This window comes from Variovorax sp. J31P207 (assembly GCF_030316965.1).
GTDB classification, from domain to species: Bacteria; Pseudomonadota; Gammaproteobacteria; order Burkholderiales; family Burkholderiaceae_C; genus Variovorax; species Variovorax ginsengisoli_B.
In genome coordinates this window covers 34,629-60,107 of sequence record NZ_JASZYN010000011.1, presented here as the reverse complement: position 1 = coordinate 60,107, position 25,479 = coordinate 34,629, and the positions used below count along the sequence as shown (strand labels likewise).

The 25,479-nt window shown below is 68.8% G+C and carries 23 protein-coding genes; 19 read left to right on the top strand and 4 right to left on the bottom strand.

Translation table 11 applies throughout. The features are described from left to right. Positions 1-16: 16 nt before the first annotated feature. Together QTI68_RS29670 and QTI68_RS29665 are read right to left on the bottom strand one after the other, a co-directional pair. Entirely contained in the window at positions 17-1,168 is a 1,152-nt protein-coding gene (locus QTI68_RS29670) for an L-talarate/galactarate dehydratase (RefSeq protein WP_286526772.1), read from the bottom strand. A gap of 40 nt (positions 1,169-1,208) precedes the next feature. After that, positions 1,209-2,168 (bottom strand): Bug family tripartite tricarboxylate transporter substrate binding protein, encoded by a 960-nt coding sequence (locus QTI68_RS29665; RefSeq protein WP_286526771.1) that lies wholly within the window; start codon positions 2,166-2,168, stop codon positions 1,209-1,211. A 281-nt stretch (positions 2,169-2,449) separates the two neighbouring features. Between QTI68_RS29665 and QTI68_RS29660 the strand changes: the two genes are divergently transcribed. Then, complete coding sequence (locus tag QTI68_RS29660) at positions 2,450-3,445, top strand: LacI family DNA-binding transcriptional regulator (RefSeq protein WP_286526769.1); 996 nt, start codon at positions 2,450-2,452, stop codon at positions 3,443-3,445. Position 3,446: 1 nt separating this feature from the next. Here the strand turns inward: QTI68_RS29660 and QTI68_RS29655 are convergent, their stop codons facing one another. Continuing rightward, complete coding sequence (locus QTI68_RS29655; RefSeq protein WP_286526768.1) at positions 3,447-4,172, bottom strand: FadR/GntR family transcriptional regulator; 726 nt, start codon at positions 4,170-4,172, stop codon at positions 3,447-3,449. 168 nt (positions 4,173-4,340) lie between these two features. Here QTI68_RS29655 and QTI68_RS29650 point away from each other — a divergent pair, with 168 nt between their 5' ends. Genes QTI68_RS29650 through QTI68_RS29635 form a run of 4 tightly spaced genes read left to right on the top strand, consistent with a single transcriptional unit; the run spans position 4,341 to position 8,140 of the window. Further along, positions 4,341-5,414 (top strand): NAD/NADP-dependent octopine/nopaline dehydrogenase family protein, encoded by a 1,074-nt coding sequence (locus QTI68_RS29650; RefSeq protein ID WP_286526767.1) that lies wholly within the window; start codon positions 4,341-4,343, stop codon positions 5,412-5,414. Next, positions 5,404-6,402, top strand: coding sequence for a 3-hydroxybutyryl-CoA dehydrogenase (locus QTI68_RS29645; protein ID WP_286526766.1), 999 nt, complete (start codon positions 5,404-5,406; stop codon positions 6,400-6,402). The genes QTI68_RS29650 and QTI68_RS29645 overlap by 11 nt, the downstream gene beginning before the upstream one ends. Then, positions 6,399-7,199 (top strand): alpha/beta fold hydrolase, encoded by an 801-nt coding sequence (locus QTI68_RS29640; RefSeq protein WP_286526765.1) that lies wholly within the window; start codon positions 6,399-6,401, stop codon positions 7,197-7,199. The genes QTI68_RS29645 and QTI68_RS29640 overlap by 4 nt, the downstream gene beginning before the upstream one ends. Continuing rightward, the gene (locus tag QTI68_RS29635; RefSeq protein WP_286526764.1) at positions 7,196-8,140 is read left to right on the top strand and encodes a quinone oxidoreductase family protein; all 945 of its coding nucleotides are present in this window, start codon (positions 7,196-7,198) and stop codon (positions 8,138-8,140) included. Before QTI68_RS29640 ends, QTI68_RS29635 begins: the two co-directional genes overlap by 4 nt. A 9-nt stretch (positions 8,141-8,149) precedes the next feature. On the opposite strand, the gene QTI68_RS29630 is transcribed toward QTI68_RS29635, so the two are convergent. Next, positions 8,150-8,683 (bottom strand): MarR family winged helix-turn-helix transcriptional regulator, encoded by a 534-nt coding sequence (locus tag QTI68_RS29630; protein WP_503011755.1) that lies wholly within the window; start codon positions 8,681-8,683, stop codon positions 8,150-8,152. Positions 8,684-8,765: 82 nt separating this feature from the next. On the opposite strand from QTI68_RS29630, the gene QTI68_RS29625 reads away from it, so the two are divergent. The 14 genes from QTI68_RS29625 (at position 8,766) to QTI68_RS29560 (ending at position 25,465) form a co-directional block, all read left to right on the top strand. Next, the gene (locus QTI68_RS29625) at positions 8,766-10,925 is read left to right on the top strand and encodes a thiamine pyrophosphate-dependent enzyme (RefSeq protein ID WP_286526762.1); all 2,160 of its coding nucleotides are present in this window, start codon (positions 8,766-8,768) and stop codon (positions 10,923-10,925) included. 10 nt (positions 10,926-10,935) lie between these two features. Next, positions 10,936-12,432, top strand: coding sequence for an indolepyruvate oxidoreductase subunit beta family protein (locus QTI68_RS29620; protein WP_286526761.1), 1,497 nt, complete (start codon positions 10,936-10,938; stop codon positions 12,430-12,432). Between the two features lie 15 nt (positions 12,433-12,447). Continuing rightward, positions 12,448-13,440 (top strand): PDR/VanB family oxidoreductase, encoded by a 993-nt coding sequence (locus QTI68_RS29615; RefSeq protein WP_286526760.1) that lies wholly within the window; start codon positions 12,448-12,450, stop codon positions 13,438-13,440. Between the two features lie 77 nt (positions 13,441-13,517). Then, entirely contained in the window at positions 13,518-14,831 is a 1,314-nt protein-coding gene (locus tag QTI68_RS29610) for an aromatic ring-hydroxylating dioxygenase subunit alpha (protein ID WP_286526759.1), read from the top strand. Beyond that, positions 14,831-15,316 (top strand): aromatic-ring-hydroxylating dioxygenase subunit beta, encoded by a 486-nt coding sequence (locus QTI68_RS29605; RefSeq protein ID WP_286526758.1) that lies wholly within the window; start codon positions 14,831-14,833, stop codon positions 15,314-15,316. The genes QTI68_RS29610 and QTI68_RS29605 overlap by 1 nt, the downstream gene beginning before the upstream one ends. Before the next feature lie 7 nt (positions 15,317-15,323). Further along, complete coding sequence (locus QTI68_RS29600) at positions 15,324-16,952, top strand: AMP-binding protein (RefSeq protein ID WP_286526757.1); 1,629 nt, start codon at positions 15,324-15,326, stop codon at positions 16,950-16,952. 303 nt (positions 16,953-17,255) lie between these two features. Next, entirely contained in the window at positions 17,256-18,428 is a 1,173-nt protein-coding gene (locus QTI68_RS29595; protein ID WP_286526756.1) for a thiolase family protein, read from the top strand. Then, positions 18,425-19,675 carry an SDR family NAD(P)-dependent oxidoreductase gene (locus tag QTI68_RS29590; RefSeq protein ID WP_286526755.1) on the top strand — a complete coding sequence of 417 codons (1,251 nt, stop codon included), beginning with the start codon at positions 18,425-18,427 and terminating at the stop codon, positions 19,673-19,675. Before QTI68_RS29595 ends, QTI68_RS29590 begins: the two co-directional genes overlap by 4 nt. Before the next feature lie 18 nt (positions 19,676-19,693). Continuing rightward, complete coding sequence (locus QTI68_RS29585; protein WP_286526754.1) at positions 19,694-20,506, top strand: cyclase family protein; 813 nt, start codon at positions 19,694-19,696, stop codon at positions 20,504-20,506. Beyond that, on the top strand, positions 20,503-21,240 hold the full coding sequence (locus tag QTI68_RS29580) for an SDR family oxidoreductase (RefSeq protein ID WP_286526753.1): 738 nt from the start codon (positions 20,503-20,505) through the stop codon (positions 21,238-21,240). The genes QTI68_RS29585 and QTI68_RS29580 overlap by 4 nt, the downstream gene beginning before the upstream one ends. Positions 21,241-21,385: 145 nt before the next feature. Beyond that, positions 21,386-22,540: an ABC transporter substrate-binding protein gene (locus QTI68_RS29575; RefSeq protein ID WP_286526752.1), complete on the top strand. Its 1,155-nt coding sequence runs from the start codon at positions 21,386-21,388 to the stop codon at positions 22,538-22,540. Between the two features lies 1 nt (position 22,541). Continuing rightward, entirely contained in the window at positions 22,542-23,684 is a 1,143-nt protein-coding gene (locus QTI68_RS29570; protein WP_286526751.1) for an ABC transporter substrate-binding protein, read from the top strand. Then, complete coding sequence (locus tag QTI68_RS29565) at positions 23,685-24,998, top strand: aromatic ring-hydroxylating dioxygenase subunit alpha (RefSeq protein ID WP_286526749.1); 1,314 nt, start codon at positions 23,685-23,687, stop codon at positions 24,996-24,998. Beyond that, on the top strand, positions 24,995-25,465 hold the full coding sequence (locus tag QTI68_RS29560; protein WP_286526747.1) for an aromatic-ring-hydroxylating dioxygenase subunit beta: 471 nt from the start codon (positions 24,995-24,997) through the stop codon (positions 25,463-25,465). Before QTI68_RS29565 ends, QTI68_RS29560 begins: the two co-directional genes overlap by 4 nt. The last annotated feature ends 14 nt before the right edge of the window (positions 25,466-25,479 follow it).

Here is a 25,479-nt window from a genome sequence, read left to right as displayed (position 1 = left end):
CTCGCGCTCGCGCGGGTCAGGCTCGCCGCCCGATCTCGGCCTCTTCGCGGGTCCAGCCCTTGACCTGCTCGCTCAGGCTGAGACCGAGGCCCGGGCGGGTCGGCACCAGCATGCGGCCGTCGCGGATCTCGAGGCGCTCGTTGAACAGCGGCTCGAGCCAGTCGAAGTGCTCGACCCAGGGTTCGGTGGGATAGACCGCGCCCAGATGGACATGCAGCTCCATCGCGAAGTGCGGCCCGAGGCCGAGGCCGGCCTGCTCGGCGAGGCCGGCCACTTTCAGGAACGGCGTGATCCCGCCCACGCGAGGCGCATCGGGCATCAGGTAGTCGGCGGCGCGGTGACGGATGAGTTCGCCGTGCTCGGCCGCGCTGGTCAGCATCTCGCCAGTCGCGATCGGGGTGTCGAACTGGGCCGCGAGCGCGGCGTGGCCCTCGAAGTCGTAGGCATCGAGCGGCTCTTCGATCCACACGAGATTGAACTGCTCGAAGATGCGGCACATGCGCTGCGCTGTCGGCCGATCCCACTGCTGGTTGGCATCGACCATCAGCGGCATGTCGTCGCCCAGGTGCTTGCGCACCGCTTCCACGCGCCGGACGTCCAGCGCGCGGTCGGGTTGCCCGACCTTCAGCTTGATGCCGCCGATGCCGCGTTCGCGCGAGGCCTGCGCATTGACGAGCAGTTGCTCCAGCGGTGTGTGCAGGAAGCCGCCCGAGGTGTTGTAGCACTGCACGGAGTCGCGCTGCGAGCCGAGCAGCTTGGACAGAGAGAGGCCGGCGCGCCGGGCCTTGAGGTCGTACAGCGCGATGTCGAAGGCGCCGATCGCCTGCACCGCTATGCCGCTGCGGCCGACCGAGGCGCCGGCCCAGCACAGCTTGGTCCAGAGCTTCGAGATGTCGCTCGGGTCTTCGCCGATCAGTGCCGGCGCGATTTCCTTCGCATGCGCGAACTGGCCCGGCCCGCCGGCCCGCTTCGAGTAGCTGAAGCCGAGGCCGCGATGGCCGTCCTTCGTCTCGATCTCGGCGAACAGCATCGCGATCTCGGTCATCGGCTTCTGGCGGCCGGTCAGGACCTTGGCGTCGCTGATCGGGTTGGCCAGCGGCAGGTAGCACGACGAGATGCGAACCCAGGCAATGCTGTCGCTCGCGAACGAAGAGGAGAGGGGGGTCATGACGGCGGGGTCCATGCGCTTCGGGGTGGTGGGGGCGTGCTCAGTCGATCGTGATCTTGCCGGTCTCGATCACGGTCTTCCAGCGCGCGTATTCCTTCTGCTGGAACTCCGCGAACTGGGCCGGGGTGTTGGCGACCATCTCGAAGCCGATCGAGGTGAACTGCTCCTTGACCTTCGGGTCGTTGAGCGCTTCGACGAAGGCGGCATGGGCCTTGTCCCGCGTCGCGGGGGCCAGGCCCTTGGGGGCGACGATCGCCTGCCAGGACGCCACCTCGACGTTCTTGACCCCCGCTTCGGCCAGCGTCGGCACCTCGGGCAGCACCGGCGAGCGCTTCGGGCTGGTGATCGCCAGTGCGCGCATCCGGCCGCCCTTGATGTATTGCGCCACCGAGTTGATGTTCTGGAACGACGCATCGACCTGGCCGCCCATGAGGTCGGTGTGGGCCGGCGAGCCGCCCTTGTAGGGGACATGGAGGCCCTGGGTGCCGGTCTGCTGCCAGAACAGCTCGGCCGTGAGGTGGTCGCTCGAGCCGTTGCCGGCCGACGCGAAGGTCATCTTGCCGGGGTTCGCCTTCAGGCCGGCGATCACGTCGGCCACGTTCTTGTACGGCGAGTTCGCCGGCACCACCAGCACGTTGGGCGATGCCACCGCCACCGTGATCAGGTCGAAGTCCTTCAGCGCGTCGTACTGCAGGCCCTTGACCAGGTGCGGCACGATCACCAGCGGGCCGAGCGAGGTCACGAGGAAGGTGCTGCCGTCGGCCGGAGCCCGCTTGACGAAGGTGGCGCCGATGGTGCCGGTGGCCCCGGCCTTGTTGTCGACCAGGAAGGACTGCTTGAGCTTCTCGCTGAGCCGCGGCACGATCGCGCGCGCCACCTGGTCGGTCGAGCCGCCGGGCGGGAACGGGACCACCAGCGTGACGGTCTTCTCGGGCCAGCCCTGCCCATGGGCGGCCAGGGCCGCCAGGCTCAGCGCGATCGCGCCCAGGTACTTCTTCATGCCTTGTCTCCTTGGATTGATAACGTTGTCATTTTTGGCCCGAGAAACGAGTCGGACGACGGGTGGTTGCGCGGTATCGATCTTCTGTCGAGATAGCGAAATCCGATTCGAAGCGCCAAGACAAATGATATCGTTGTCATTTTGCCAGGTCAACCCAAGCCGCGATCGGGGTTTTCCCGGTTTCGCGCCGGCCCACATGCCTCGACGGCTGCGCTGTTAACGATGTCAGCGCGAGGCCGGCTGATTTGGTAGGCTCCCGGGATCCAACGCCAGACGCCCGAATGAACGACGTTTCTCCCTTCAAGGCGGCCACGCTCCACGACGTGGCCAAGGCGGCGGGCGTTTCACTGATCACCGCCTCGCGCGCCCTCGGCAATCCCGGCGTGGTGTCGGCGAAGACGATCGAGAAGGTCCAGGCTGCGGTCGAATCGACCGGCTACATCCCGAACCTGCTCGCCGGCGGCCTGAAGTCGAAGCGCAGCCTGATGGTGGGCGGCATCGTGCCGGCGCTTTCGGTGTCCCAGTTCCTGCCGACCGTGCAGGCCCTGACCACCGAGCTCGCCGCGGCCGGCTACCAGCTGATCCTGGGCCAGACGGCCTACGACGCCGAGCGCGAGGAATCGGTGCTCAACGCGATGATCGGCCGCCAGCCCGACGGCATCGTCATCACCGGCCTGGTCCAGTCCCAGCGTGCCCGCGACCGTCTGCGCCGCTCGGGCATTCCGGTGGTCGAGACCTGGGACCTCAGCGACCGGCCGATCGACATGGTCGTGGGCTTCTCGCACCTGAAGGTGGGCGGCGCGCTGGGGGGCTATTTCCTCGGCAAGGGATGGAAGCGGATCGGCATCGCCTCCGGCGACGACCATCGGGCGCGGATGCGGCGCGACGGCTTCCAGACCACGATCGGGCGCGAACTGCCGACCGCCTTCGTGCCCGCACCCAGCAGCCTCGAGCTGGGCCGCCGTGCGCTCGGGCAGCTGCTCGAGACCGATCCCCATCTGGAGGCGATCTGCTGCAGCTCGGACCAGCTCGCGCATGGCGTGATCGTGGAGGCGCTGGCGCGCGGCCTGCGGGTGCCGCAGGACCTCGCGATCTGCGGCTTCGGCAACGCCGACTTCGGGGCCCACACGGTGCCGTCGATCTCCACCGTCCATGTGGACGGCGCCGAGATCGGCCGCCTGGCAGCGCGGCTGATCGTCGCCCGTTGCCGCGGCGAAGCGGTGGCCCAGCCGGTGATCGACGTCGGCTTCCGGATCGTCGAGCGGCAGTCGACTTGAGCTAGCGAGCGCGCTGCGGCAGCTCGGACGCGCGGCGCCGCTCGCGGCCGTTCACCAGGTGGGTGCGCATGGCGGCACGGGCCGCATCGGCATCCTGCTGCGCGATCGCGTCGACGATCCGTCGATGCTCCAGCAGCACCTGGTCGCTCGTGGCGATGCCGGGGTCCTCGCCGGCCGCGGCTTCCAGGAAGGCGGTCGGCACGCAGGCCGGGCCCAGCGCTTCGAGCACCGCGGCGTAGTGCGGGCTGTGGGCCGCGCGCGAGATCTCGAGGTGAAGCTGGAAGTCGGGCACCGCCGTGTCCATGCCTTGCGCCATGGCGCTGCGGAAGGCGTTCAGCGCGCCGGCGATGGCCTCCAGGTCGGCGCCGTCGCGACGCTGCGCCGCGAGGGCGGCGGCTTCGGATTCGAGGCCGATGCGCAACTCGATCAGCGCCAGCGCCTGCGGGAGGCTGTCGTCCGGGCTGCTGTCGACCAGGAAAGGCTTGGCGCGCGAGGCCCCGACCACGAAGGTGCCGACGCCCCGGCGCGACTGCACCATCCCGGCCGCTTGCAGCCTCGACAGCGCTTCGCGGACCACGGTCCGGCTGACACCGAACTCGCTCATGATCTCGGCCTCGGTCGGCAGCTTGTCGCCGGCCCGCAGCGGGCCGATCCGGATCCGGTGGCTCAGGGCGTCGACCACTCCCATGCTCAGGTTGCGTGGCAGGGATCGGTGGGGGCTCTGCATCTTGATAACGTTGTCATCGATGCTAGCCGAAAGCGGCCGGACGGTCCAGGAATCGGGCGCAGCGAGCGCCTCAGGGGAAACGCGAACACGGCCCGTTTTTAGTTGACACATGAAAGGTTGAAAAGTAATGTATTGATGCCTCCTCCTGTTCCACTTCGACTGCAACCCATGAAAATCGCAATCCTCGGCGGCGGCCACGGCGCCTATGCAGCCGCCGCCGACCTGTCCGAAGCCGGCCACGAAGTCCGCCTCTGGCGCCGCGACGGCGCCGCGCTGGCACCGGTCGTGCAGGCCGGATCGATCACCCTGAAGGATGCCGACGGCAGCCGCGACGTGGCGATCGCGCTCGCCACACCCGACATCGGCGCCGCGCTGCGCGATGCCGAGCTGATCGTGATCCCCACCCCGGCCATCGCGCAGCAGGACATCGCCCGCGCAATGGCGCCGCACCTGGTCGACGGCCAGGTGGTGTTTCTGCCGCCCGGCACCTTCGGCAGCTACGTGATGGCGCGCCAGGTGGCCGAGTCCGGCAGCCGCGCCGATGTCGCCTGGGCCGAGACCGGCACGCTGCCCTACCTGGCGCGCAAGCACGGCGAGCGCGAGGTGAACGTGACCATCCGCGCCATCCGCCTGCCCACCGGCGTCTATCCGGCGCGCAAGGAGGCGCAGGCGATCGAGGTGATCCGCCGGGCCTATCCCGCGGTGCACGGCTGCGGCGATGCGCTGTCGGGCGCGCTGATGAATGCCGGCCCGGTGATCCATCCGCCGCTGATGGTCATGAACGCCGCGCCGCTGCAGCACTTCGAGCGCTGGGACATCCACAACGAGGGCACCCAGCGCGCGGTGCGCGACGTCACCGACCGGCTCGACCAGGAACGCATCGCGGTGCGCGAGGCGCTCGGCCAGGGCGCGCCGCACTATCCGCTGGCCGACCACTACAACAACGACCAGTGGATGTACGGCGATGCCCACAAGCAACTGGTGAAGTCGGGCGACTGGCGCGAGAACATCGACCTCCACACGCACCGCTACATCACCGAGGACACCGAGCTCGGGCTCGCCTTCCTGGCCTCGACCGCACGCTTCGTCGGCGTCGATGCGCCGATCGCCCATGGGCTGCTGGCGATCGTCGGCGGCTTCCTCGGGCGCGACCTTCGCCGGGGGCCACGCACGCTGGAGACGCTCGGCCTCTCCGAACTGAGCGCGGCGCAACTCAAGAAGAGACTGCACGATGGCGAATGACCGGCCTCGCTTCGCAGCAGTGGGTGCGGGCCGCATGGGCCGCGGCATCGCGATCGCCTTTGCCTATGCGGGCCATCGCATCTCGCTGGTCGACCTGCGCCAGCGCAGCGACGAGGCCTGGCAGAAGCTGCGCGGCGAAGCACGGGCCGAGATCGAAGCCAGCCTTGCCGGGCTGTCCCAGCTCGGCGTGATCGATGCCGCGCAGGTGGCGGCGATCGCGGCGCGGGTCGAGTTCGTCGACGCAGCGGACGCACCGTCGGCGCTGGCCGCTGCCGATCTGCTGTTCGAAGGCGTGCCCGAGACGCTCGACGCCAAGCGCGAGGCCTTCGAATGGCTCAACCGGCACTGCCGCGACGACGCGATCATCACCTCGACCACCAGCAGCATCCTGGTGACGCAGCTGGCGGCGCTGGTGCACAAGCCCGAGCGCTTCCTCAACATGCACTGGCTCAATCCGGCCTACGTGATCCCGGTGGTCGAGCTGAGCTGCCATGCCGGCACCGACCCGGCCGTGCTGGCGCGCACCAAGGCGATCATGGAAGGCATCGGCAAGCTGCCGGTGGTCTGCGGCGCGACGCCCGGCTACATCGTGCCGCGGCTGCAGGCGCTGGTGATGAACGAGGCGGCCCGCATGATCGAGGAGGGCGCCGCCACGGCCGAGGAGATCGACAAGGCCACGCGCTACGGCCTGGGGCTGCGCTTCGCGGCGCTCGGCGTGGTCGAGTTCATCGACTTCGGCGGCTGCGACATCCTGCACCACGCGAGCCGCGAGATGTCGGCCTCGATCGACCGCGCGCGCTACACGGCGCCCGCGATCGTCGACCGCATGGTCGACGAAGGCCGGCTCGGCTTGAAGAGCGGCAGCGGCTTCTACGACTACGATGGGCGCGACGTCGGCGCCTACCGCCGCGACGTGCTGTCGCGCACGCTGGGCATGCTCAGGCATGCCGGGCTCTGGCAGCCGCCGGCCGCAGAGACCCAGCCATGAAGATCCGGCGCGCCTTTGCCGACCTGTCGGTGGGCCAGGTGCACTATGCCGAGTGCGGCGCGGCGCCGGCCCCGCCGGTGCTGCTCTTGCACCAGTCGCCGCGCAGCTGGACCGAGTACCGAGAGGTGCTGCCCCTGCTCGGTGCGCGCCATCGCGCGATCGCGATGGACACCGCCGGCTTCGGCGACTCGGCCGCCATCGACGGGCCTGCCAGCATCGAAGCCTGGGCCCGGATCGCGGTCGAACTGCTCGACGCCCTGGGCATCGCCCGGGCCGATGTCGTCGGCCATCACACCGGCGGCGTGATCGCGATCGAGATCGCGGCCAGCGCGCCCGAGCGGGTGCGCGGCCTGGTGCTGTCGTCGACGCCTTTCACCGACGCCAATTTCCGGCGCGTGCGCGCCGGACGGCCGCCGATCGACGAGGTTGCGCCCAGCGAAGACGGCAGCCATCTGGCCGCGCTGTGGCAGCGCCGCCAGGGCTTCTACCCGGCCGGGCGCCCCGAACTGCTCGAAGCTTTCGTGCGCGATGCGCTCAAGGCCGGCGGCAGCCCCGAGGACGGGCATCGCGCGGTCGCCGCCTACCGGATGGAAGACAGCATCGATCGCGTGCGGCAGCCGGTGCTGATCCTGCGCGCGACCGACGACCCCTTCGCGTCGCCGCATGCCGCCGAGCTGCAGCACGCGCTGCCGCAGGCGCGCACCGTCGACATCCCGGTCGGCATGGTGCCGCTGCCCGACCAGATGCCCGAGGCCTTCGCGGCCGCGGTGCTCGCGTTCCTGGAGACGCTCCCATGAAGGCGATGCGCGTGGCGGCCTTCGGCGCACCGCCCTTGCCGGCGCAGCTGGCCGAGCCGCAGCTGCGCGCCGGCCGCACGATCGTGCGCATGGAGGCGGCCACGGTCGGCCATATCGACCGCACCGTCTGGGGCGGCAAGTTCCTGAGGCATCCGCCGTTCCCGTACACGCCGGGCGTCGAGGCCGCGGGCGTGGTGGTCGCGAGCACCCGCCATGCCGTGGGCCAGCGCGTCTGGCTGCGCGGCTGTGGCTTGGGCACGCTGTTCGACGGCACCTGGTGCGAACTGATCGACGCTCCCGACGAGGCGCTGGGACCGCTGCCCGATGCGGTGCCGTCGACGCTGGGCTCGGCCTTCTTCTCTCCTTGCACCTCGGCCTGGGTGGCGTTGCACGACATTGCCCGGTTGCGCGCCGGCGAGCGGGTGCTGGTGACCGGTGCGACCGGTGCGGTCGGCTCGCTGGCGGTGCAGCTGGCGCTCGACGGCGGGGCGCAGGTCATCGCAGTGGTGGGCCAGGCCGCGCAGGCGGCGGCGATGCCGCCCGCGGCGCAGGTGCTGGTGCTCGGCGACGATCCTTCCGAAGCGCTGGCCTCGGTCTCGGCCGACCTGCTGGTCGACACGGTCGGCGGGCCGGTACTGGCCGCCGCCCTGGCGCGCGTGGAACCCGGCGGCCGCGCGGTGCTGGTGGGCTACACCGCGGGCAACGGGCTGGCCCTGGACCTCGCGCATTTCCTGCAGCGCGACGTGGCGCTGCTGCCGCTCAACATGTTCCGCCGCGACGCCGCCGGCCGGGCGGCGGCGCCGCAACTGCTGGCGCGGCTGGCCGACGGCAGGCTGCGCCTGGACGTCCAGCCCTTCGCGCTCGAGGACGCCGCCGAGGCGCTGGACTGGATCGCCCAGCGCGGCCATCGGGGCCGGGCGGTGCTGGTGGCCCGGCCCTGAGGCCGGACTTCACTCGTCTTCTTCGACCGCCTCGCCCGCTGCGTGCGCGTGCAGCGCAATGATGTGGCGCAGCGTGCGCTTGAGCTCTTCGGCGCGCTCCAGGCCGAAGGGCTCGAGCACCCGCAACTCATGCTCGCGTGCCAGTTCCATCAGGTGCTCGACCGCCTGCGTGCCTTGGGGCGTGATGCGCACCAGGGTGACGCGCCGATCACTGTCGTGGGGCAGGCGCTCGATCTGGCCGCGCGCTTCCATGCGGTCGAGCAGACGGGTCACGGTCGGTTGCTTGGTCACGGTGACCTGCGCCAACGCGCCGATGCTGATCGCCTGGCCGCCCGCCAGCGAGGCCATCACCCGCCATTCGGAGACCGAGAAGCCGTGCTGGCGCGCCACCCGGTGGAACTCTGACGAGATCAGCTGGCTCGCCTGTGCCAGCAGCGCGGGCAGGTAGTCGTCGACGAAACGGTGGCTCGGCGCCGCCGCCTCTTCCCTGAACGGCCCCGGGCTCGTGGTGGGCACGCTACTTGCTCGTCTAGGGTTATCCATGATTTTGAATACATTCAGTTGTCAATATTATAAAGACCGCGGTGCCGATAGAGACCCGCAGTCCCACGAATGAAGGAACAAGATGGCAGAGCGCTCGTTCGTCGAAGAGGTGAAGAAGCTGCGGCTTTCCGGTGGCGATGTATTCCGCGGTGAAGGCATTCTGGCAGTCACCAAGGCTTTGCTGGAGTCCGGTGTGTCCTATGTCGCGGGCTACCAGGGTGCACCGATCTCGCATCTGATGGATGTGCTGGCCGACGCCCAGGACATCCTGAGCGAGCACGGCATCCGCTTCGAAAACAGCGCCAGCGAGGCCACGGCCGCGGCGACGTTGGCGGCCTCGGTCAACTATCCGCTGCGCGGCGCCGTGACCTTCAAGGCGACGGTGGGCACCAACGTGGCCTCGGACGCGCTGGCCAACCTGGCCTCCGGCGGCGTCACCGGCGGCGCGCTGATCATCGTCGGCGAGGACTACGGCGAGGGCTCGTCGATCATGCAGGAGCGCAGCCACGCCTTCGCCATGAAGTCGCAGATCTGGCTGCTCGATCCCCGGCCCAACCTGCCGTCGATCGTCGAGGCCGTGAAGCAGGGCTTCGAGCTCTCGGAGGCCAGCCACACGCCGGTGATGCTGCAGCTGCGCATCCGCGCCTGCCACGTGCACGGGCACTTCGTCGCCGGCGACAACAAGCGCGCCAAGTTCACGCTCCAGGATGCGCTCGAGAATCCGCAGCGCGACGTCAGCCGCATCGTGCTGCCGCCCGCCAGCTTCGTCCACGAGCAGGAGAAGGTGCGCGACCGCTGGCCCGCAGCCGTGAAGTTCATCGAGGAGCGCGGGCTCAACGAATTCTTTTCCGAGGGCGCCGACGATATCGGCATCCTGGTGCAGGGCGGCAGCTACAACACGCTGGTGCGAGCGCTCGAGCGTCTCGACCTGGCCGACGTGTACGGCAATTCGAAGATCCCGCTGTACGTCATGAACGTGGCCTACCCGGTGATCGAGAGCGAGGTGCTGCGCTTCTGCGAAGGCAAGCGCGCCGTGCTGATCGTCGAGGAAGGGCAGCCCAACTTCGTCGAGCAGAACCTCGCGACCATCCTGCGCCAGGCCGGCTCCACCACCGTGCTGCACGGCAAGGACATGCTGCCGGTGGCCGGCGAATACACGGCGGCCGAACTGCTCAAGGGCGCGCGCGCCTTCGGCGAGCGCTACGGCCGCCTGCAGCCGCTGCCGGCGCCGGTGCGCAAGGTGATCCCGCTCACCGAACTGGCGACACCCGAGCCCGCTTTGCCGCTCGGCGACAGCGTCCATGCACGGCCGCCGGGCTTCTGCACCGGCTGCCCCGAGCGGCCGATCTTCAGCGCCATGAAGCTGGTCGAGCGCGAGCTGGGCGCCCACCACGTGAGCGCCGACATCGGCTGCCACCTGTTCTCGATCCTGCCGCCGTTCAACATCGGCAACACCACCATGGGCTACGGCCTGGGTGGCGCCGGCGCGGCCGCGCTCAACGCGCCCGCCGGCAAGCGCGCGATCTCGGTGATGGGTGACGGCGGCTTCTGGCACAACGGCCTCACCAGCGGCGTCGCCAACGCGGTGTTCAACCGCAGCGACAACCTGACCATCGTGGTCGACAACAACTACACCTCGGCCACGGGCGGCCAGGACATCCTGTCGTCGAGCGCCAACAACGCGACCCGCAGCACCGGCCATGCGATCGAGCGCGCGGTGCGCGGCGTCGGCGTGAAGTGGGTCCGGACCTTGCGCCGCACCTACGACGTCGCCGGCATGCGCGACGCCCTGAAGGACGCGTTGACCACGAAGGAAAAAGGCCCGAAGGTGCTGATCGCCCAGTCGGAATGCATGCTGAACCGCCAGCGGCGCGAAAAGCCGCTGGTGCGCAAGGCGATCGCCGATGGCAAGCGGATGGTGCGCGAGAAGTTCGGCGTCGATTCCGACACCTGCACCGGCGACCACTCGTGCATCCGGCTGTCGGGCTGCCCCTCGCTGTCGATCAAGCCGAACCCCGATCCGCTGCGCACCGACCCGGTGGCGACCGTCATGGACAGCTGCGTCGGCTGCGGCGTGTGCGGCGAGGTTTCGCATGCCGCCGTGCTGTGCCCCTCGTTCTACAAGGCGCAGATCGTGAGCAACCCGAGCCGCTGGGACCTGGTGCGCGAGAGCTTCCGCGCGAAGGTCATCGGCTGGCTGCAAAAGGGCGAGGCCAAGCGCCGCGCGGCCTATGCCTTCTGAAGTGAAAACGATGCGCGCACAACCGATCAAGATTGCGATTCTCGCCATGGGCGGCGAGGGCGGCGGCGTGCTGGCCGACTGGATCGTCGAAATGGGCGAGTCCAACGGCTACCTGGCGCAGACCACCTCGGTGCCGGGGGTGGCCCAGCGCACCGGCGCCACCATCTACTACGTCGAGCTGTACCCCGAGGCGCAGGCCGAGGCCGACGGCGGCCGGCCGGTGCTGGCGCTGATGCCGCTGCCGGGCGATGTCGACGTGGTGCTGGCTTCCGAACTCATGGAAGCCGGCCGGGCGGTGCAGCGCGGGCTGGTCACGCGCGACCGCACGACCTTGATCGCATCCACCCACCGGGTCTACTCGATCGCCGAGAAGAGCGCCCTCGGAGACGGCCGCGTCGACAGCAGCGAATTGCTCAAGCACGCCGAGCGCGCCGCCCAGCGCTTCATCCGCTTCGACATGGCGCAGGCCGCCGAAGCCTCGGGCAGTGTGATCAGCGCGGTGCTGTTCGGCGCGCTCGCGGGTGCCGGCGTGCTGCCCTTCGGCCGGGCCCAGTTCGAGGCCACGATCGAACGCGGCGGGGTCGGCGTCAAGCCCAGCCTCCGGGCCTTCGGCGCCGCCTTCGCGCGGGCCCAGGGCGCGCTCGAACCCGAAGCCGCCGCGGCGCCCGAGGCGCCCGCGCCGCAACCGCGCCATCCCGCGGTGCGGGCCCTGGTCGAACGCGTGCAGCGCGACTTTCCGGCCTCGGCGCAGCACTTCCTGCTCGAGGGCGTGCGTCGCCTGATCGACTACCAGGACCTCGACTACGCCGGCCTCTACCTCGATCGCATGGCCGCCGTCGCGGCGCTGCCCGGCGACGACGAAGCACGCCTGCTGCGCGAGACCGCGCGCCACCTGGCCCTGTGGATGTCCTACGAGGACACGGCCCGGGTCGCGGCGCTCAAGACCCGGTCGTCGCGCTTCGACCGCGTGCGCGGCGAGGCCCGCGTGCAAGATGGCCAGGTGCTCGCCATCAACGAGTACATGCATCCGCGGCTGCAGGAGATCTGCGAGACGCTGCCGGCCGGCATCGGCCGATGGCTGATGGATTCGCGCCTGCCGCGCCGCGTGATCGAGCACTTCACGCAGAAGGGCCGCGTGGTGCAGACCAGTTCGCTGCACGGCTACCTGATGCTGCGCACGGTGGCGGCCTGCAAGCGCTGGCGCCGCTCGACCTTGCGCTATGCCGAGGAGAACCGTCGCATCGAGGAATGGCTCGCGCGCATCACCGAGACCGCGCCGCATCATCCCGCGCTGGCGGTCGAAGTCGCGCAGTGCCAGCGCCTGGTCAAGGGCTACAGCGACACCCACGAACGCGGCCTGCGCAACTACGACACCGTGATGGCGGCCGTGCAGCGTGCCGGCGGCGTCATTGCACCCGCCACCCTGCGCGAGTTGCGCGACGCGGCGCTGGCCGACGAGCACGGCCACAAGCTGCAGGCCGCGCTCGTGCGGCACGCGCTCGCCTGAACCACGGAGCCCGTCATGACCGCCCAGCCGATGACCCTGCAATTGCGCGTCGCCGAAGCACGCGAACTGAACCCGCTGATCAAGACCTTCAGGCTTCGATCGGCCGATGCCGCCGTGCTGCCCGGCTTTGCCGCCGGCGCCCACATCCGCGTGCGGGTCGAGCTGCCCGATGGTTCGGCCGACTGGCGCCACTACTCGTTGATCAATTTCTCGGCCGATGCGAAGGCCACCGAGGCGCCGACCGACTACGTGATCGCGGTGCGCAAGGAAGCCGAAGGCCGCGGCGGCTCGCGCTTCATGCACGAGCGGCTGCGCGAAGGCGACACGGTCACGATCGAGGTGCCCAAGAACGACTTCCCGCTGCACACCGGCCCGGGCGGCACGGTGCTGCTGGCCGGCGGCATCGGCGTGACGCCCTTGGCCAGCATGGCGACCCGCCGCCGGGCCGAGGGGCTGCCGGTACGCATGCACTATGCCGGCCGCAGCCGCGAGCTGATGGCCTTCGTGCCCGAACTCGAGGCACTGCTGGGCGACGACCTGCGCCTGCATGCCGACGTCGAGCGGGGCGGCCCCTTCGACATCGGCGCCATGCTCGACGGCATCCCGGCCGGTGACCGGCTCTATGTCTGCGGGCCCAAGCTGATGCTCGACGCCGTGCTGGCCCAGACCCAGGCCCGCGGCTGGACCCACGACCGCGTGCACTTCGAGCTTTTCACCACGCCGGTGGTCGAGGAGGGCGACCACGCCTTCGAGGTCGAGCTTGCGCAGTCGGGCCAGCGCTTCACGGTGCCGGCCGACCAGAGCATCCTCGACTGCCTGATCGAGCACGGATGCGACCCGATGTTCGACTGCAAGCGCGGCGAATGCGGCGTCTGCGCCACGCCGGTCATGGAGGGCGAGATCGACCATCGCGACTATGTGCTGACCGCCCGCGAAAAGGCCGAGGGCAACGTCATCCAGATTTGCATCTCGCGTGCCAAAGGGCAGCGGCTGGTGCTGGATATCTGAGACCTTGCGGGACAGATCAAGAAACTGCGCAGCAGTTTTTGCTCTGTCCTCAACTGATTAGAAGGAGCCACACACACATGACTTCCTACCGAGGCAACCCCGCAGCAGTGCGCGCACTGGTGCAGCCCGACCGGGTGCATCGCGACCTCTACACCAGCGCCGAGCTGTTCGAGCTGGAACAAGAGCACTTCTTCGCCAACACCTGGAACTACGTCGGCCACGAGAGCCAGCTGCCCAAGGCCGGCGACTACCTCAACACCGAGATCGCCGGCCGGCCGCTGATCGTCGTGCGCCACAGCGACGGCTCGGTGCGCGCGATGATGAACCGCTGCGCCCACAAGGGCTCGCGGCTGGTCAGCGCGCCCTGCGGCAACACCGGCAAGTTCTTCCGCTGCCCCTACCACGCCTGGACCTTCAAGACCGACGGTTCGCTGCTGTCGATCCCGCTCAAGAACGGCTACGAGGGCACGCAGCTGCACGAATGCGAATCGGCCAAGGGCCTGACGACGGTGAAGAACGTGCGCAGCTACCGCGGCTTCATCTTCGTCAAGATCAACGACGTCGGGCCTGATTTCGAGGCGTTCTTCGGCGACTCGCTGAGCTCGATCGATAACATGGCCGACCGTTCGCCCGAGGGCGAGCTCGAGATCGCCGGCGGCTGCCTGCGCTTCATGCACCAGTGCAACTGGAAGATGTTCGTCGAGAACCTCAACGACACCATGCACCCGATGGTGGCGCACGAGTCGTCCGCCGGCACCGCCAAGAGCATGTGGGCCGGCAAGCCCGAGGACGAGCCCAAGCCGATGGCGATCGAGCAGTTCGTGCCCTTCATGTCGGACTACAAGTTCTTCGAGGACATGGGCGTTCGCACCTACGACAACGGCCACAGCTTCACGGGGGTCAACTTCAGCATCCACAGCAAGTACAAGGCGATCCCCGCGTACGACGATGCGATGAAGGCGAAGTACGGCGAGGAGCGCACCGCCCAGATCCTCGGCATGGCGCGGCACAACACCGTGTACTACCCGAACCTCACGATCAAGGGCGCGATCCAGGCGATCCGCGTGGTGCGGCCGATCGCGGTCGACAAGACCCTGATCGAGAGCTGGACCTTCCGCCTGAAGGGCGCGCCGCCCGAGCTCTTGCAGCGCACGACCATGTACAACCGGCTGATCAATTCCCCCTTCTCGGTGGTGGGCCACGACGACCTGCAGGCCTATCGCGGCATGCAGGCCGGCCTGCATGCGAGCGGCAATGAATGGGTCAGCCTGCATCGCAACTTCGATCCGTCGGAGACCGCGGGCGGCGAGATCACGACGGTCGGCACCAGCGAGCTGCCGATGCGGAACCAATACCGCACCTGGGCGAAATTCATGACGGAGACGATGTGATGCCGGCCGAACCGACCCGCCAGGACCTGATCGACTTCGTGGTCCATGAAGCGCGCCTGCTCGATGCCAGGCGCTACGAGGAGTGGAACGCGCTGTTCACCGACGACGCCTTCTACTGGGTGCCGCTGGTGCCTGACCAGGAGGACGGCCTCAACCATACCTCGCACCTCTACGAGGACAAGCTGCTGCGCGAGCTGCGCATCGAGCGGCTCAAGAGCCCGCGCGCCTTCTCGCAGCAGCCGCGCAGCCGTTGCCATCACCTGCTGCAGACACCGACGGTCGAGGTCTTCGATGCCGAGGCCAGGCACTTCGTGGTGCGCACCGAGTTCCACTACACCGAGTCGCAGGGCGACGAGCTGCAGTTCTACGTCGGCACTTTCTTCCATCACCTGACCATGGTCGATGGTGCGCTGCGCATGACGCTCAAGCGGGTCAACCTGCTCAACTGCGACGCCGCACTGCCGGCGGTGCAACTGTTCATCTGAAGACGCCATGCACGCCACCGTCCACGCTGTCTTCGCCGCCACGGCCCGCCGCACCCCGGAGGCCGAGTTCCTGTTCACCGAGTCGGTGACCGCAGCGGCCTACGGCATCCCGGCCGGCGCGATCCGCTGGGGCGAGGCCTCGGCAGCGGTCGAGCGCTTGCGCATTGCCTACGCCGCCGCGGGCTACGGCCACGGCCACCGCGTCGGACTGCTGCTCGAAAACCGGCCCGCCTTCCTGCTTCACTGGTTGGCCCTCAATGCGCTGGGTGCCAGCGTGGTGCCGATCAATGCCGAGATGCGTTCGGCCGAACTGATCTACCTGATCGGCCACAGCGAGATCAGCCTCGCGGTGACGCTGCCCGAGCGGGCCGCCGACCTGCGGGCGGCGGCGGCCGAGGCGGGCATCGCCTTCGACACCATGGACGCCGAAGCGGTCGACGCGATTCCGCCGGCGCGAACGGCGGCCCCGCATGCCGGCCGGCCGATCGGCGCCGACACCGAATGCGCTCTGCTCTACACCTCGGGCACCACCGGCCGGCCCAAGGGCTGCATTCTGTCCAACGCCTACTTCCTGTGCGCGGGCGACTGGTATGCGGCGCTCGACGGCGTCTGCGGCATCCGCCGCGATGCCGAGCGCGTGATCACGCCGCTGCCGCTCAACCACATGAATGCGATGGCGTTCTCGACCATGGTGGTGCTGGTCGCGGGCGGCTGCCTGGTGCAGCTCGATCGCTTCCATCCGAAGAGCTGGCTGCAGAGCGCGCGCGAGTCGGGGGCGACCATTGCGCACTACCTGGGCGTGATGCCCGCGATGCTCCTCTCCGCGCCGCCGTCGCCGTCCGATCGCGACCACGCGATCCGCTGGGGCTTCGGCGCCGGCGTCGACCGCAAGAACCATGCGCCTTTCGAGCAACGCTTCGGCTTTCCGCTGGTCGAGGCCTGGGCCATGACCGAGACCGGCGCCGCCGCCTGCGTGATGGCGAACCGCGAGCCGCGCCTGGTCGGCACCAGCTGCTTCGGACGGCAACCGGACTTCATGGAAGTGCGGCTGGTCGACGATGAAGGCCGCGACGTCGCTGCCGATGCGCCGGGCGAGCTGCTGGTGCGTTCGGCCGGCGCGGATCCGCGGGCCCGCTTTTTCTCGGGCTACCTGAAGGACGAGGAAGCCACCGCCGAGGCCTGGACCGATGGCTGGTTCCACACCGGCGACCTGGTGCGCCGCGACGCCGAGGGCAACTTCTTCTTCGTCGACCGCAAGAAGAACGTCATCCGGCGCAGCGGCGAGAACATCTCCGCCGTCGAGGTCGAGAGTGTGCTGAACCAGCATCCGGCCGTGAAAACCTCCGCCGTGGCAGCCACGCCCGATGCGGTGCGGGGCGACGAGGTGCTGGCCTGCATCGTGCTGCGCGAAGACGCCGGTGCTTCCGCGCCTGAACAACTGGCCGCGAGCATCGTCGACCATGCACTGGCGCAGCTGGCCTACTACAAGGCGCCGGGCTACGTGGCCTTCGTCGATGCGCTGCCGCTCACGGCCTCGCAGAAGATCCAGCGCGGGCAGCTGCGCGAACTGGCGCATGCGCTGCCGGGGCGGGCGAATTGCATCGACACGCGTGCGATGAAGAAACGGCAGGGCTAGGATGAAACCAAGGTGTTCGATTCGAGGTGGGCGGGCTCACGCCGACGGCGTACTCTGCTCCGCGAATGTCCCCCGCCCTTCGGGCTCCTCCTTTATTTCGCTGCGCAGAGCACACCATCGGCGTGAGCCATCACGGCCGTCGTTCATTGGCTGGAACCACCTCCCGCTACCCGTGCCGAGGGCACCGGGTGGCCCCCGCAGCGAAATAAAGGAGGAGCCGAAGGCGGGGGACATTCGCGGAGGGGGCCACCCGGTGTCCTCGGCACACGCCCCGACAGCGCGATCCGAACTGGAGCCATCGACATGAACAGTCGTCGCCTTTCCTACGAAGGCGTGGCCGTGGCCGTGCCTGTCACGGTCCCGTACCAGCGCTATTCGACCCTCGGCGCCCACTGGTTCCTCGGCCAAGCCATGGAGGCGCTGGTCAAGGCCAGCGGCCTGAAGAAGGAGCAGATCGACGGCCTCTGCGTCAGCAGCTTCTCTTTGGCGCCCGACACCGCGGTCGGCGTGACCCAGCACCTGGGCCTGTCGCCGCGCTGGCTCGACCACATGCCGACCGGCGGCGCCTCGGGCGTGATGTGCCTGCGGCGTGCGGCGCGCGCCGTGCAGGCCGGCGATGCCGACGTGGTGGCCTGCGTCGCGGCCGACACGAACCATGTCGATTCCTTCCGCCAGACGCTGGGCAGCTTCAGCAACTTCGCGCGCGATGCCACCTATCCGTATGGCTCGGGCGGCCCGAACTCGATCTTCGCGATGATCACGTCGCACTACATGCGCACCTTCGGCGCCACGCGCGAGGACTTCGGCCGCATCTGCGTCGACCAGCGCAGCAATGCGCTCAAGAACCCGGACGCGATGTTCAAGAAGCCGCTGACGCTCGACGAATACATCGCGGCGCGGCCGATTTCCGATCCGATCCATCTGTTCGATTGCGTGATGCCCTGCGCCGGGGCCGAGGCCTTCCTCGTGATGAGCGAAGAGCGGGCGCGCGACCTGGGCCTGGCGCATGCGGTGATCCGCGGCGCGATCGAGCGCCACAACGCCTACTCGGAAGATCCGGTGATGGTGCGCGGCGGCTGGCGCCGCGACCGCGACGACCTCTATGCCCAGGCCGGCGTGCAGCCGGCCGACATCGACTTCGTCCAGACTTACGACGACTACCCGGTGATCGTGATGATGCAGTTCGAGGACCTCGGCTTCTGCGAGAAGGGCGAGGGCTCGGCCTTCGTGCAGTCGCACACGATGACGCATGACGGCAGCTTTCCGAACAACACCAGCGGCGGGCAGCTGTCGGCGGGGCAGGCCGGTGCGGCGGGTGGCTTCCTCGGCATGACCGAGACGATCCGGCAGCTGACGGACACCGCCGGCCCGCGTACCGTGCCGGATGCGCAACTGGGCCTGGTCGCCGGCTTCGGCATGGTGACCTACGACCGTTGCCTGTGCACCGGCGCAGTGATTCTGGGGAGACCTGCATGACCATGCCCTTGATGCGCCCCAAGCGCAAGAATCCGGTGCTGCGCACCCGGCAGATGAACCTGCCGCCGTGGGCCCGTGGCCGCGTGGCGCTGGGCATCACCGCGGCCGCCGCCGAGGGCCGCTTCGAGCTCCAGACCTGCGAGGACTGCGGCACCGTGCAGTACCCGCCGCGCGAGGCCTGCCACAAGTGCCTGTCGCCGCGCCTGCACTGGCAGGCGCAGGACGGCGAGGGCGCCTTGCTCAGCAGCACCACCTTGCACCACAGCAACGACCTGTTCTTTCGCGAGCGGCTGCCCTGGCGGCTGGGCCTGGTGCAGCTCGATGCCGGGCCGACGCTGATGGTCCACCTGCATGGCGAGGTCGGCGAGGCGCCGGCGCGCGTGCGCGTGGGCGCCCGGCTCGACCGCGCCGGACAGGCGGTATTGATTGGATTTCCGAACGAAGGGAGCGCCCATATGGCCGACGACAAGATGCTGAGGGAAATGACCAGCGATCCGAAGTTCCGCAAGGTGCTGGTCACCGACGGCAAGACCGAGGTCGGCCAGGCGATCGTGCGGGCACTGGTCAAGGCCGGCGCCGACATCGTCTGGGTCGGCCATGCCGAGCCGTGGAAGAAGATGGGCGGCCTCGAGGACATCTCGGCGCTGCCGCAGGTGACGCTGGTGCCGCTCGACCTCACCAACGGCCGCTCGGTGAGCGAGCTGGCGGGCGAGATCGGCGGCAAGGTCGACATCGTGATCAACAACGCCGAGGTGCACCGCAGCTTCGGGATCGGCGCGCGGCGCGGCACCGATGTGGCCAAGGCCGAGATGGACATCAACTACTTCGGCCTGCTGCGCCTGGCACAGGAGTTCGGCCCGGCGCTCAAGGGTCGCTCGGCCGACGGCGCGACCGGCGCCACGGCCTGGGTCAACCTGCTGTCGATCTACGCGCTCAGCAACTTCCCGCCGCACGGCACTTTCAGTGCCTCGAAGGCGGCGGCGCATTCGTTGGCCCAGTGCCTGCGCGCCGAGATGCGGCCGGCCGGCATCCGCGTGATCAACGTGTTCCCGGGGCCGATCGACGATGAATGGAACCAGCACACGCCGCCGCCGAAGCTGGCTGGCAGCGCGCTGGCCAACGCCATCGTGAAGGCGCTGCGCGACGGTGTCGAGGACGTGTACCCGGGCGACGTGGCGCAGGAGTGGCTGGAGCGCTGGCGCGACAACCCCAAGATTCTCGAGCGCGAACTCGCAGCCGGTGGCTAGAAGCAGGAGCAACACACGATGACGACGACAACCCAACTGATGTCCGCCGCCGAGATCCTCGGCGGGCTGGTGAGCGCGATGGCCAGCGGCCGCATCCGCGTGGTCGACCTCACGCAGACCCTGACGCCCGAGTTCCCGCAGATCGCGCTGCCGCCCGAGATGGGCCAGTGCTGGCCATTCCGGATCGAGGAGGTGTCGAAGTACGACGAGCGCGGGCCGGGCTGGTACTGGAACAACTTCTCGTGCGGCGAGCACACGGGCACCCACTTCGATGCGCCGATCCACTGGATCTCGGGGCGCGACCTGCCGAACAATTCGGTCGACACCATTCCGGTACAGCACTTCGTGGCACCGGCCTGCGTGATCGATTGCTCCGAACAGGTCAAGGGCGACGACGACTACCTGCTGAGCATCGCCGACATCGAACGCTACGAGAGCCTGCACGGCCGCATTCCGAAAGGTGCCTGGGCGCTGATGCGCACCGACTGGTCGAAGCGCCAGGACCCCGAGGCCTACCAGAACTTCGACGAGACCGGCCAGCACACGCCAGGCCCGAGCACCGAGGCGGTGCGCTTCCTGGTCGAGGAGCGCGACGTGATCGGCTTCGGCTCCGAAGCGATCGGCACCGATGCCGGCCAGGGCTACCACCTGCGCCCGCCGTACCCGTGCCATTACTACATGCATGGGGCTGGCCGCTACGGGCTGCAGTGCCTCAGCAACCTCGACCTGCTGCCGCCCGCCGGCGCGGTGCTGATCTGCCCGCCGCTCAAGATCGAGAAGGGCAGCGGCAGTCCGCTGCGCGTGCTCGCGCTGGTGGGAGCTGCCGCATGACGCCGGTGTCCGCCAACAAGGTCGCGGCCGTCACCGGCGGCAGCGCCGGCATCGGCAAGGTCATCTGCGAAGACCTGCTCGCGCAAGGCTACGAAGTCGTCTCGCTGGCGCGCCGGCATTGCGAGATCGATCATCCGAAGCTGCACAGCATCGAGGTGGACCTGGCCGATCGCGCCGCCACCGCGCAGGCCGCGGCCGAACTGGTGCGGCGCTTCGAAGTGACCACCGTGGTGCACAACGCCGGCGTCATCCGCCCGGCGCTGATTTCCGACGTCAAGCTCGACGACCTCGACGCACTGGTCGACCTGCACCTGGGCTGTGCCATCCAGCTGGTGCAGGCGGCACTGCCGGCGATGCGCGCGCAGCGCTTCGGCCGGGTGGTGCTGCTGTCGTCGCGCGCGGCTTTGGGCCTGCAGACACGAACCAGCTATTCGGCGACCAAGGCCGGCATGCTGGGCATGGCACGCACCTGGGCGCTCGAGCTCGCGCCCGAGGGCATCACGGTCAACGTGGTCGCGCCGGGGCCGATCCGCACCGACATGTTTTATGACGTCGTCGAGGCCGGCAGCGAGCGCGAGCGCGCGCTCGCCGCGTCGGTGCCGGTGCGGCGCCTCGGCGAATCTGCCGACGTGGCACGGGCCGTGCGTTTCTTTGCCGATCCCGTGAACGGTTTCGTCACGGGCCAGGTGCTGTACGTGTGCGGCGGAACGAGCGTCGGCAGCCTCGCGCTCTGACACCGATCGCCCGCGAACTCATGGTTCTTTCGCTTGCCATCGCAGCATTGCTTCATTAGCATTCTTGACACTTAAACATTTCATAAATCATGTTCTTGTTTGAAGTCCCCGCTTCGTCGTTTGTCTCCAACCTGAGGAGGTTTGCATGAAAGTCTTGACCCGACTCTGCGCACTGGCGGGCCTTGCGGCCGGCTTCGGCGCCTTCCACGCCACGGCGCTGGCCGCCGACCTGAAGGTCGGCTTCATCACCTCGCTGTCGGGGCCCGTGTCCTCGCTGGGCATCCCCTACGAGAAGGGCATGAAGGCCGCGGTGGCCTACAAGTCGGAACTCAACGGCCGCAAGATCCAGCTGGTGCAGCTCGACGATGCCTCGGACCCGTCGACCGCTGCCCGCAACGCACGCAAGATGATCGACGAGGACAAGGTCGACATCATCATCGGCACCGCCGGCTCGCCCGGCGCGCTCGCAATCGCCGCGGTGGCGCGCGAGACCAAGACGCCGTTGATCTCTATCGCCAACGCCAACCTGCCGGGTGACGACGGCGCCTGGATGGTCACGCTGCCGCAGCCCGCGCCGCTGATGGTCAGCGCGGTGGTCGAGCGCATGAAGAAGTCGGGCGTCAAGACGGTAGGCTACATCGGCTTCTCCGACGCCTGGGGCGACCTGGTCTACGACGCGCTCAAGAAGAGCGCCGAGCCGGCCGGCATCCAGGTGGTGTCGAACGAGCGCTATGCGCGTGCCGATTCCTCGGTCACGGGCCAGGTGCTGAAGATCGTGGCGCTGAAGCCCGATGCGGTGATCACCGGCACCTCGGGCACGCCCGGTGCCTTGCCCTACCTGGCGCTCGCCGAGCGCGGCTACAAGGGCCAGATCTACGGCATGCACGCCCTGATCAACCCCGACTTCGTGCGCGTCGGCGGCCCGTCGGTCGAAGGCCTGCTGGCACCGACCGGCCCGGTGATCGTGGCCGAGCAGCTGCCCGACTCGAACCCGATCCGCAAGGTCTCGATGGACTTCCGCACGGCCTACCAGAAGGCCAATGGTGCGCCGCCGACCGATGCCTTCTCGGCCTACTCCTTCGATGCATGGCTGCTGTTCCTCGACGCCGCCGCGCGCACCAAGGGCGAGCCCGGCACGCCGGCCTACCGGGTGGCGCTGCGCGACGCGATCGTCAACACCAAGGAGCTGGTCGGCACCCACAGCGTCTACAACTTCAAGCCCGACGACCGCTACGGTTCGGACGAGCGCTCCCGCGTCATCGTGAAGCTGGAAAAAGGCCAATGGAAACTGGTTCCCTGACATGAAAAAACTCCCACGCATCGCCGCCGTCTCCGTTCTCGCGCTGGGCATCGCCCAGGCCTGGGCCGCGGACCTCAAGGTCGGCTTCATCAGCTCGCTCTCGGGGCCGGTGTCGGCGCTCGGCATTCCCTACGAGAAGGGCATCCGCGCCGCGATCGCCGAGCACCCGGCGCTGGCCGGCCACAAGGTCGAGCTGATCGTGCTCGACGATGCCTCCGACCCGACCACCGCCGGGCGCAATGCGCGCAAGCTGGTGGTCGAGGACAAGGTCGACGTGCTGATCGGCACCTCGGGCGTGCCCGGCGCGATGGCGATCGCGGCGGTGGCGCGCGAGCTCAACACGCCGCTGATCTCGCCGACCCCGGTCACCATTCCCGGGCCCGAGGGCGCATGGACCGTGACCGTGTCGCAGCCCTTCCCGCTGATGGTCGCGGCGGTGGTCGATCGCATGAAGAAGTCGGGCGTGAAGACGGTCGCCTTCATCGGTTTTTCGGACGCGCTCGGCGACCTCGCCTACGACTCGCTCATGAAGAGCGCCGAGGCGGCCGGCATCAAGGTGGTGGCCAACGAGCGCTATGCGCGCAGCGATTCCTCGGTCGCTGGCCAGGTGCTCAAGATCATCTCGACCCGCCCCGACGCGGTGTTCGCGGGCAACTCCGGCACGCCCGGCGCGCTGCCCTACCTGGCGCTGGCCGAGCGCGGCTACAAGGGCCAGATCTACGGCACGCACGGCCTGATCAACGCCGACTTCGTGCGCGTGGGCGGCGCCTCCATCGAAGGCCTCCAGGTGCCGAGCGGCCCGGTGCTGGTGGCCGACCAACTGCCCGACAGCAACCCGATCAAGAAGGTCTCGATGGCCTTCCGCAGCGCCTACCAGAAGGCCAACGGGTCGGCGCCGAACGACGCCTTCTCGTCCTACACCTACGATGCCTACCTGCTGCTGGCCGATGCGGCGTCGCGCACCAAGGGCGAGCCCGGCACGCCGGCCTATCGCACGGCGCTGCGCGACGCGATCGTCAGCACCAAGGAGCTCGCCGGCACCCACGGCATCTACAACTTCAAGCCCGACAACCGCTACGGCTCCGACCAGCGCGCGGTGGTGATCGTGCGCAGCGAGAAGGGCCAGTGGAAGCTGGTTCCGTAGATGACGAACTACCGCGAACAGCCCGACGCGATTCGCGCGCTCGTCCAGGACGATCGCGTGCACCGCGACCTGTACCTGAGCGAGGAGCTGTTCGCGCTCGAGCAGGAGCGCCTCTTTGCCCGCACATGGCTCTACGCGGGCCATGCGAGCCAGGTGCCGAACAGCGGCGACTTCTGGTCGCTGGAGCTGGCCGGCCGGCCCGTGATGATGGTGCGGCAGCCCGATGGCGCGGTGCGCGTGTTCTACAACCGCTGCGCCCACAAGGGCAGCCGGCTGGTCACCGACGAGAGCGGCAACACCGGCAAGTTCTTTCGCTGCCCCTACCACGCCTGGACCTACAAGCTCGACGGCGCGCCGCTCGCGATTCCGCTCAAGAGCGGCTATGAAGGCACGCGGCTGAAAGAGTGCGAGTCGGGCCAGGGCCTGACCGAACTGAAGCACACGGCCGCCTACCGCGACTTCGTGTTCGTGCGGCTCTCCGACGAGGGGCCGGGCTTCGAGGAGTTCTTCGGCGAGGTGCTGGGCGCGATCGACAACATGGTCGACCGCTCGCCCGAGGGCCGGCTCGCGGTCGGCGGCGGCGTGCTGCGCAACATCATCCACTGCAACTGGAAGATGTACCTCGAGAACATCAACGACACGGTGCATCCGATGTCGACCCATGAATCGGCCACGCAGGCGGCCGATGCGCTGTGGCAGGGCCGCGCGCCCGATGCGCCCAAGCCGATGGCGATGGAGCAGATCCTGCCCTTCGGCTCGGGCTACGACTTCTTTGACAAGATGGGCGGACGGGTGTTCGCCAACGGCCACAGCGTGCTGGGCGTCAACTTCAGCATCCACTCCAACTATGCGCAGCTGCCCGACTACGAGCAGGCGATGCGCGATGCGCACGGTGCCGAGCGCGCCGTCGAGATCCTGCAGCGCTCGCCGCAGAACTCGGTGTTCTTCCCCAGCCTGTCGGTCAAGGGCTCGCCGCAGGCGATCCGCGTGATCCGGCCGCTGGCCGCCAACCGGACGCTGATCGAGGCCTGGAGCTTCCGCGCCGCCGGCGCGCCCGACCTGCTGTTCGAGCGCGCAATGAACTACAACCGGCTGGTCTTCTCGCCGATGTCGGTGGTGGCCCATGACGACGTGCACCTGTTCGAGAGCATGCAGCAGGGCCTGCGCGCCGATGGCAACGAGTGGGTCAGCCTGCACCGCGATTTCGATCCCTCGGAACTGCAGCAGTCGACGATCACGACCAACGGCACCAACGAACTGCTGATGCGCAATCAGTTCCGCGCCTGGGCCCGGTACATGGCGGCGGCCGCATGACGACGCCGGAAGACTTCGTCGCGGCCGAGGCCGCCTTGCTCGACGCCGGCCGTTTCGACGACTGGCTGGCCCTGTTCACCGAGGACGGCCACTACTGGGTGCCGCTGCAGGGCGCGGCGCAGGCCGACCCCTTCTCCCACAACTCGATCGCCTACGAGGACCGGCTGCTGCTGGAGCTGCGCATCGAGCGTCTCAAGAACCCGCGCGCCCATTCGCAGCATCCGGCGAGCCGGTGCCAGCACGTGCTGCAGCGCTCCCGCATCGAGAGCGACGACGCCGAAGGCCGCGAGCTCGTGCTTCGCACCCCCTTCCTCTATGTCGAGGCCCGCGGCGAGCAGCAGCTGATGCTCGCCGGCAGCTATCGCCACCTGCTGGTGCGCACGGCCTCCGGCTGGGCGATCCGGCAGAAACGGGTCGACCTTCTCAATGCCGGGCAGGCGCTGCCGGCCATCCAGTTGTTCATCTGAGCGATCCGCTCATC

Bases quoted from the DNA above. Each gene is read 5' to 3' on its own strand.
- QTI68_RS29600 (WP_286526757.1), top strand. From the start codon at position 15,324: ATGCACGCCACCGTCCACGCTGTCTTCGCCGCCACGGCCCGCCGCACC.
- QTI68_RS29620 (WP_286526761.1), top strand. From the start codon at position 10,936: ATGCGCGCACAACCGATCAAGATTGCGATTCTCGCCATGGGCGGCGAG.
- QTI68_RS29580 (WP_286526753.1), top strand. From the start codon at position 20,503: ATGACGCCGGTGTCCGCCAACAAGGTCGCGGCCGTCACCGGCGGCAGC.
- QTI68_RS29615 (WP_286526760.1), top strand. From the start codon at position 12,448: ATGACCGCCCAGCCGATGACCCTGCAATTGCGCGTCGCCGAAGCACGC.
- QTI68_RS29590 (WP_286526755.1), top strand. From the start codon at position 18,425: ATGACCATGCCCTTGATGCGCCCCAAGCGCAAGAATCCGGTGCTGCGC.
- QTI68_RS29660 (WP_286526769.1), top strand. From the start codon at position 2,450: ATGAACGACGTTTCTCCCTTCAAGGCGGCCACGCTCCACGACGTGGCC.
- QTI68_RS29625 (WP_286526762.1), top strand. From the start codon at position 8,766: ATGGCAGAGCGCTCGTTCGTCGAAGAGGTGAAGAAGCTGCGGCTTTCC.
- QTI68_RS29630 (WP_503011755.1), bottom strand. From the start codon at position 8,683: ATGGATAACCCTAGACGAGCAAGTAGCGTGCCCACCACGAGCCCGGGG.
- QTI68_RS29610 (WP_286526759.1), top strand. From the start codon at position 13,518: ATGACTTCCTACCGAGGCAACCCCGCAGCAGTGCGCGCACTGGTGCAG.
- QTI68_RS29650 (WP_286526767.1), top strand. From the start codon at position 4,341: ATGAAAATCGCAATCCTCGGCGGCGGCCACGGCGCCTATGCAGCCGCC.
- QTI68_RS29575 (WP_286526752.1), top strand. From the start codon at position 21,386: ATGAAAGTCTTGACCCGACTCTGCGCACTGGCGGGCCTTGCGGCCGGC.
- QTI68_RS29585 (WP_286526754.1), top strand. From the start codon at position 19,694: ATGACGACGACAACCCAACTGATGTCCGCCGCCGAGATCCTCGGCGGG.
- QTI68_RS29645 (WP_286526766.1), top strand. From the start codon at position 5,404: ATGGCGAATGACCGGCCTCGCTTCGCAGCAGTGGGTGCGGGCCGCATG.
- QTI68_RS29605 (WP_286526758.1), top strand. From the start codon at position 14,831: ATGCCGGCCGAACCGACCCGCCAGGACCTGATCGACTTCGTGGTCCAT.
- QTI68_RS29635 (WP_286526764.1), top strand. From the start codon at position 7,196: ATGAAGGCGATGCGCGTGGCGGCCTTCGGCGCACCGCCCTTGCCGGCG.
- QTI68_RS29640 (WP_286526765.1), top strand. From the start codon at position 6,399: ATGAAGATCCGGCGCGCCTTTGCCGACCTGTCGGTGGGCCAGGTGCAC.
- QTI68_RS29570 (WP_286526751.1), top strand. From the start codon at position 22,542: ATGAAAAAACTCCCACGCATCGCCGCCGTCTCCGTTCTCGCGCTGGGC.
- QTI68_RS29595 (WP_286526756.1), top strand. From the start codon at position 17,256: ATGAACAGTCGTCGCCTTTCCTACGAAGGCGTGGCCGTGGCCGTGCCT.
- QTI68_RS29665 (WP_286526771.1), bottom strand. From the start codon at position 2,168: ATGAAGAAGTACCTGGGCGCGATCGCGCTGAGCCTGGCGGCCCTGGCC.
- QTI68_RS29565 (WP_286526749.1), top strand. From the start codon at position 23,685: ATGACGAACTACCGCGAACAGCCCGACGCGATTCGCGCGCTCGTCCAG.
- QTI68_RS29670 (WP_286526772.1), bottom strand. From the start codon at position 1,168: ATGACCCCCCTCTCCTCTTCGTTCGCGAGCGACAGCATTGCCTGGGTT.
- QTI68_RS29655 (WP_286526768.1), bottom strand. From the start codon at position 4,172: ATGCAGAGCCCCCACCGATCCCTGCCACGCAACCTGAGCATGGGAGTG.
- QTI68_RS29560 (WP_286526747.1), top strand. From the start codon at position 24,995: ATGACGACGCCGGAAGACTTCGTCGCGGCCGAGGCCGCCTTGCTCGAC.